The sequence below is a fragment of the Candidatus Baltobacteraceae bacterium genome (genome assembly GCA_036488875.1).
GTDB lineage: Bacteria > Vulcanimicrobiota > Vulcanimicrobiia > Vulcanimicrobiales > Vulcanimicrobiaceae > JAFAHZ01.
The window spans coordinates 221,196-228,625 of the sequence record DASXGW010000007.1; the positions used below are offsets into that span (position 1 = coordinate 221,196).

Genomic DNA, 7,430 nt, shown 5'->3' on the forward strand with positions numbered 1-7,430 from the left:
GCGCGACTAACGCATACGACGGTAGATAGGTTCGTCTTCCGAAACTTCGCGGAAGATGCGTTCGTGTGGCGTTCCCTTGATCGTTTCGTTGGGTCCGAGCGCCAAGAATCCCAGCCGAATGAGGCTGTTGATAAAGAGATTGTGCACGCGGAACTGCAGCGCTTTGTTGAATTGCGTCAAGACGCCGCGAGCGACGATCAAGTGGAACTCGTTGATCGATTTGTCGCTGATCAGATTGTGCTGTGCGAAAATCAGATTCTTGCGAAGCTCGTCGCGCACTACGAGTGCGTGCTCGCCGATTTCGGCGGTTTCCGAGAGGGCCTTGGTGGCGCCGGTCGCGTGATGCGAGGCTTTGATCGCTTCGGCCGATTCGAACTCGAAGATGCCGCGCTTGGCCGCGGTGACGGCGATCTCGCTCGTATCGGTCGCGTAGATCATCGTACGCGACAACAGGCCTTCTTCGTACAAGACGGCCGCTAGGGAGTACGCGTCTTCGCCGCGCGAGCAGTTCGGGACCCAAATCCGGCTGAAGGAGTACGTACGCAGCAGCGGCACGATTTTTGTGCGAAGGAGCGCGAAAAACGCCGGCTCGCGGAAAAGCTGCCCCGGACCGCCCGACATCGCGAAGACGAAGCGCGCGAACGCCGCCGAATCGTGGAGCACGCGCTCCTGCAATCCGGAGATCGTCTTCACCTTTTCGTCGCGCAGCCTTTCGGCGACCCTTCGCTTCAGCGTGGACTGCGAATAATCGCGGTAGTCCAGTCCGCTGAAGCGCAGGATAGCTTCGAGCAGCAGATTGAGCTCGAGGTCGGTTAGGGCGCCGTCGCGCGCGGCGTCTTCGGACTGCCGTCCGGCGTCGCGAGGGCGACGCTCCTGATCGACTACCTGTTCAACCATACACGCAGCAGCGCTACGAGCTGATCGGTATCGACCGGTTTGCTGATGTACTCCGACGCTCCGGCCGCGATGCAGCTGTCGCGATCTTGCCGCATCGCCTTCGCGGTGAGCGCGATGATCGGAAGATCGGCGAACTCGTTGTTGGCGCGGATTCGCCGGATCGTTTCGTAGCCGTCGAGCTCCGGCATCATGATGTCCATCAGCACGATGTCGATTCCCGGCGTCGACTCGAGAATCGAGATGCCTTCCATCCCGCTCTCGGCGCTGAAGACGTTCATATCGTACGACTCCAGCGCGCTGCGCAACGCGAAGATGTTGCGCGTATCGTCGTCGACGATCAGCACGCTCTTGCCGAGAAGCGAGATGACCGGCGGGGCGACGACGTCCACCGCCGCGCGTTTACCTTCGGGCAGCCGCGACTCGACCTGGCGCAGGAAGAACTGCGCTTCGTCCATCAGCCGTTCGGGCGACAACGCATCCTTCACGATGACCGCTTGGCTGAGCTCGTTGAGATGCATCTCCTCTTGATGTGTAAGGTCGCGTCCGGTGTAGACGATGACGGGCACCTTCACGCCGTTGGGCATCGCGCGCATGCGCTTGATGAGCTCCTCGCCGGCGATATCGGGAAGACCGAGGTCGACGACCATGCAGTCGAAACGCTGCTGTTCGATGGCGGTCAGGGCTTCGGCGCCCGTGCGGACCGCCGTCACCGCGACTTCGCCGCTGCCGATGAGATTGACCAGGGCGTTGAGCTGCGTGATGTCGTCTTCGACGACGAGCAGATTCTTCGAACCGTTGGGCGTAAAGCCGAGCAGCGAGTCGAAGGTCTGCATCAGCGCTTCTTCCGTGATGGGTTTCTTGAGGTGAGTGACGGCGCCGGCGTCGAGCGCGCGCTGCCACTGCTCTTCGCCGGAGATGACGTGCACCGGAATATCCGTCGTAAGCGGTTCGGCCTTGAGCTCTTGGAGCAAGCTCCAACCGTCGGCGTCGGGCAAACCGACGTCGAGCGTGATTGCATCGGGCCGGAACTGCCGCGCGAGCGCCAGACCTTGCGCCGCGCTGATCGCGACGATGCCCTTGAAGCCGCGATCTCGCGCCAGACCGAGTAAGATCCGGGCAAAGATCACGTCGTCTTCGATGATGAGCAGCACCCGATCGGACGGATCGATTTGCGACCGGTCGTCTTCGATGCGGCTGTGCGGATGCTCCTCGGCGGCGGCTTTGGGAACCGGACGCATGATGCGCTCTTGCACGCCGCCCGAGATGCCGATGGTGCGTTGCGTGACGGTAGCGATGTTGCGCTCGAGCGGATGGAAGAACGTGAACGAGCTGCCTTGTCCCAGCGTGCTCTCGACCGAAATCTCACCGCCGAGCAGTGCGGCGATTTCGCGGCTGATCGCAAGGCCGAGTCCGGTACCGCCGAACTTCCGCGACGTTCCCATATCGGCTTGCTGGAACGCTTCGAAGATGACGTTGAACTTGTCTTGCGGGATGCCGATGCCGGTGTCGGTGACTTGGAACGCGACCGCGGGACCGGTGATCGTCGAAAGACGGTGATCGCGCAACAGCTTGATGTGGAAGCTGACGCTGCCCTCGGTCGTGAACTTGAACGCGTTGGAGAGCAGGTTTTTGAGAATCTGCTGCACGCGCGTCGGGTCGGTGAGGACCGCTTCGGGAAGATCTTCGTCGCAGCGGATGATGAAGTCGAGGTTCTTGTCGACCGCAATCTGGTTGAACGTGCGCTCGACTTCGTCCTGAATCTGCGAGAAGGTGACTTCCTGAAGGTCGATCGACGTCGTGCCCGACTCGATCTTCGAAAGGTCGAGAATGTCGTTGATCAGGGTCAGCAGGTCGGCGCCGGCGGCCCGGATCGTGCGCGAGTACTCGACTTCCTTGGGCGACATGTTGCCCGACGGATTGTCGGCGAGCTGCTTTGAGAGAATCAGCAAGCTGTTGAGCGGCGTGCGAAGCTCGTGCGACATGTTGGCCAAGAACTGCGACTTGTATTTCGACGTGAGCGCGAGCTGTTCGGCTTTCTTTTCGAGCTCTTGCCGCGCTTCGTCGATTTCGCGCGTACGCCGTTCGACTTCGGCGTTGCGTTCTTGCAGCAGGCGCGCCTTTTCTTCGAGTTCGTCGTTGGTCTGCTGCAGCTCCATCTGTTGGCTTTGCAGTTCGATGGTCAGCGCTTGCGACTGCTTGAGCAGCTCTTCGGTCCGCATCGAGGCCGCAATCGTATTGAGAATGACGCCGATCGATTGGGTGAGCTGCTCGAGGAAGAGCAAGTGCGTTTCGCTGAAGTGCTCGGCCGACGCGAGCTCCATGACGGCTTTGACGTCGCCTTCGAAGAGCACCGGCAGCACGATCAGCGAGACGGGTCGCATCGCCCCCAGTCCGGAGTTGATCGCCATGTAATCGCCGGGCACTTCCGACAGCAGTACGCGGCGCTTTTCGACGACGCACTGGCCGACGAGACCTTCGCCGCCGTGCACGAGACGCTGCGCCGCTTTGCGCCGCGAGAGTGCGTAGCTGGCGATCAAGCGTAAGAGCGGCTCTTCGCCGATCGGCTCGTTGAGATAGAACGCACCGGCTTGCGCGTTGATCAGCGGAGCGATCTCCGACATGATCAGGCGGCTGACCGTCTTGATGTCGCGCTGCCCTTGCAGCATGGCGGTGAAGCGGGCGAGGTTCGATTTGAGCCAGTCTTGCTCGGTGTTCTTTCGCGTCGTGTCGCGGAGATTTTGAATCATCTCGTTGACGTTTTGCGTGAGTTCGCCGACTTCGCCGCGCGCTTCGACTTCAATCGCGCGCGAGAGGTCGCCCTTGGTGACGGCCGTCGCGACTTCACCGATCGCGCGAATCTGCGACGTGAGCTGTGCGGCGAGCTGGTTGACGGAGTCGGTGAGGTCGCGCCACAAGCCGGCCGCGCCGGGAACCTCGGCTTGTCCGCCGAGCTTTCCTTCGAAGCCGACTTCGCGGGCGACGGTCGTGACTTGGTCGGCGAACGTCGCCAGCGTGTCGATCATCCCGTTGATCGTGTCGGCAAGCTGGGCGATTTCGCCCGCAGCTTGCAACGTGAGTTTGCGCTTGAGGTCGCCGTTGGCCACGCCGGTGACGACCTGCGCGATACCGCGGACTTGCGACGTGAGGTTCGACGCCATGAAGTTCACCGAGTCGGTGAGGTCTTTCCACGTGCCGCTGACACCCGGAACGCGCGCCTGACCGCCCAGCTTTCCTTCGGATCCGACTTCACGCGCGACGCGCGTGACTTCCGATGCGAAGGCGTTGAGCTGGTCGACCATCGTGTTGATGGTGTCTTTGAGCTCGAGGATCTCGCCTTTGACGTCGACGGTGATCTTCTTGGACAAGTCGCCGTTGGCGACGGCGGTCGTGACCTTCGCGATGTTACGAACCTGGGACGTGAGGTTCGAGGCCATCGTGTTGACTGAGTCGGTAAGGTCTTTCCAGGTACCGGCAACGCCGCGGACCTGCGCTTGACCACCGAGACGGCCTTCGGAGCCGACTTCGCGCGCGACGCGCGTGACTTCCGATGCGAACGCATTGAGCTGGTCGACCATCGTGTTGATGGTGTCCTTGAGCTCTAAGATTTCGCCGCGAACGTCGACGGTGATCTTCTTGGAAAGATTTCCGTTGGCGACGGCGGTGGTAACGTCGGCGATGTTACGCACCTGTGACGTCAGGTTCGACGCCATGAAGTTGACGGAGTCGGTGAGGTCTTTCCACGTGCCGCTGACGCCCTCGACCTGCGCTTGACCGCCCAGCTTCCCTTCGGAGCCCACTTCGCGGGCGACGCGCGTGACTTCCGACGCGAACGCGTTGAGCTGGTCGACCATCGTGTTGATGGTGTCCTTGAGCTCGAGAATTTCGCCTTTGACGTCGACGGTGATCTTCTTGGAGAGGTCGCCCTTGGCGACGGCGGTCGTGACGTCGGCGATGTTACGCACTTGCGACGTGAGGTTCGACGCCATGAAGTTCACGGAGTCGGTGAGGTCTTTCCAGGTGCCGCTGACGCCTTGGACTTGCGCCTGACCGCCGAGCTTGCCTTCGGAGCCGACTTCGCGCGCGACGCGCGTGACTTCCGACGCGAACGCGTTGAGCTGGTCGACCATCGTGTTGATCGTGCCTTTGAGCTCCAAGATTTCGCCGCGCACGTCGACGGTAATCTTCTTCGAAAGGTCGCCCTTGGCGACCGCGGTGGTAACTTCGGCGATGTTACGAACCTGGTTGGTGAGGTTACCGGCCATCGTGTTGACCGAGTCGGTCAAGTCTTTCCACGTGCCGCCGACGCCTTTGACGACGGCTTGCCCGCCGAGCTTCCCTTCGGAGCCGACTTCGCGTGCAACGCGGGTGACTTCGCCCGCGAAAGCGTTGAGCTGGTCGACCATCGTGTTGATGGTGTTCTTTAACTCCAGGATCTCGCCGCGGACCGGAACGGTAATCTTCTTGGAGAGGTCGCCGTTGGCGACGGCGGTGGTGACTTCGGCGATGTTGCGAACCTGCGACGTCAAGTTCGACGCCATGAAGTTCACGGAGTCGGTGAGGTCTTTCCAGGTACCGCTGACGCCGGCCACGGTCGCTTGACCGCCGAGCTTGCCTTCGGAACCGACTTCGCGCGCGACGCGCGTGACTTCGAACGCGAAGGCGTTGAGCTGGTCGACCATCGTGTTGACGGTGTTCTTGAGCTCTAAGATTTCGCCGCGCACGTCGACGGTGATCTTCTTGGAGAGGTCGCCCTTGGCGACGGCCGTCGTGACGTCGGCGATGTTGCGAACTTGCGACGTGAGGTTCGACGCCATGAAGTTCACGGAGTCGGTGAGGTCTTTCCAGGTGCCGCTGACGCCTTGCACCTCCGCCTGACCGCCGAGCTTGCCTTCGGAGCCGACTTCGCGCGCGACGCGTGTGACTTCCGACGCAAAGGCGTTGAGCTGGTCGACCATCGTGTTGATCGTGTTTTTGAGCTCGAGGATCTCGCCTTTGACGTCGACGGTGATTTTCTTGGAGAGGTCGCCCTTTGCGACGGCCGTCGTAACATCGGCAATGTTACGAACCTGCGACGTGAGGTTCGAGGCCATGAAGTTCACCGAATCGGTGAGATCTTTCCACGTGCCGCTGACGCCCGCGACCTGCGCTTGCCCGCCGAGGCGGCCTTCCGATCCGACTTCGCGCGCTACACGTGTGACTTCGGATGCGAACGCGTTGAGCTGGTCGACCATCGTGTTGATCGTGCCTTTGAGCTCGAGGATTTCGCCCTTGACGTCGACGGTAATCTTCTTTGAAAGGTCGCCTTTAGCGACGGCGGTGGTGACTTCGGCGATGTTCCGAACCTGCGACGTAAGGTTACCGGCCATGGTGTTCACCGAGTCGGTGAGATCTTTCCAGGTTCCCGCGACGCCCGTGACCGCGGCTTGGCCGCCGAGTTTTCCTTCCGAACCGACTTCGCGGGCGACTCGCGTGACCTCCGATGCAAAGCCGTTGAGTTGATCGACCATCGTATTGATCGTGTCTTTGAGTTCGAGAATCTCGCCTTTGACGTCGACGGTGATCTTCTTTGAGAGGTCGCCTTTCGCGACGGCGGTGGTAACGTCGGCAATATTACGGACCTGATTCGTGAGGTTACCGGCCATGGTGTTCACCGAGTCGGTGAGATCTTTCCACGTGCCGGCAACGCCTTTGACGGTCGCCTGACCGCCGAGTTTACCTTCGGAGCCGACCTCGCGCGCGACGCGCGTGACTTCCGATGCGAACGCGTTGAGCTGATCGACCATCGTGTTGATGGTGCCTTTGAGCTCGAGGATTTCACCGCGTGCCTCAACGGTGATCTTCCGGGAGAGGTCGCCGTTGGCGACCGCGGTGGTAACGTCGGCAATGTTGCGGACCTGATTGGTGAGATTGCCGGCCATCGTGTTGACCGAGTCGGTAAGATCTTTCCAGGTGCCCGCGACGCCTTTGACGGCGGCCTGGCCGCCGAGTTTGCCTTCGGAGCCGACCTCGCGCGCTACGCGCGTGACTTCCGATGCGAAGGCGTTGAGCTGGTCGACCATGGTGTTGATCAGTCGGCTCGAACGCAGGAACTCGCCCTTGAGGGGCCGTCCCTGGATTTCCAGCGCCATGCTCTGCGAGAGGTCACCGTTGGCCACGGCGCCGAGCACGCGTCCGGCCTCAGCCATCGGCTGGGTGAGATCGGTGATCAGGCTGTTGACCGACTCGACGTAGCCGTGCCAAGCGCCGCCGACTGCGCCCAACGAGGCCCGCTGCGCGATACGGCCTTCGCGACCTACGACCACGCTGACGCGGTCCAGCTCTTTGGCCAGCCCCGCGTTCAGCTCGATGCAATCGTTGAATGCCTCGGCGATCTCTGCGTCGACGCCCGTTAGATCGAGGGGCAGGCGTACGGTGAAATCGCCACGGCGGAAGGCCCGCAATGCAGCGAGAAGCCGTCGGTTGTCGAGAGTCTTAACCTCTCGCTTCGGAGCAGTAGTCGGCATGAAATTGTGTTCCTCTCCCAGGGTAGCCCT

2 protein-coding genes are annotated in these 7,430 nt (G+C 61.5%); both read right to left on the reverse strand.

Annotation, left to right across the window (positions count from 1 at the left end):
- Positions 1-6: 6 nt before the first annotated feature.
- Entirely contained in the window at positions 7-897 is an 891-nt protein-coding gene (locus tag VGG89_10205; GenBank protein ID HEY1976908.1) for a CheR family methyltransferase, read from the reverse strand.
- Positions 882-7,400, reverse strand: coding sequence for a HAMP domain-containing protein (locus VGG89_10210; protein ID HEY1976909.1), 6,519 nt, complete (start codon positions 7,398-7,400; stop codon positions 882-884). The genes VGG89_10205 and VGG89_10210 overlap by 16 nt, the downstream gene beginning before the upstream one ends.
- Positions 7,401-7,430: the final 30 nt, after the last annotated feature.

Bases quoted from the DNA above. Each gene is read 5' to 3' on its own strand.
- VGG89_10210 (HEY1976909.1), bottom strand. From the start codon at position 7,400: ATGCCGACTACTGCTCCGAAGCGAGAGGTTAAGACTCTCGACAACCGA.
- VGG89_10205 (HEY1976908.1), bottom strand. From the start codon at position 897: ATGGTTGAACAGGTAGTCGATCAGGAGCGTCGCCCTCGCGACGCCGGA.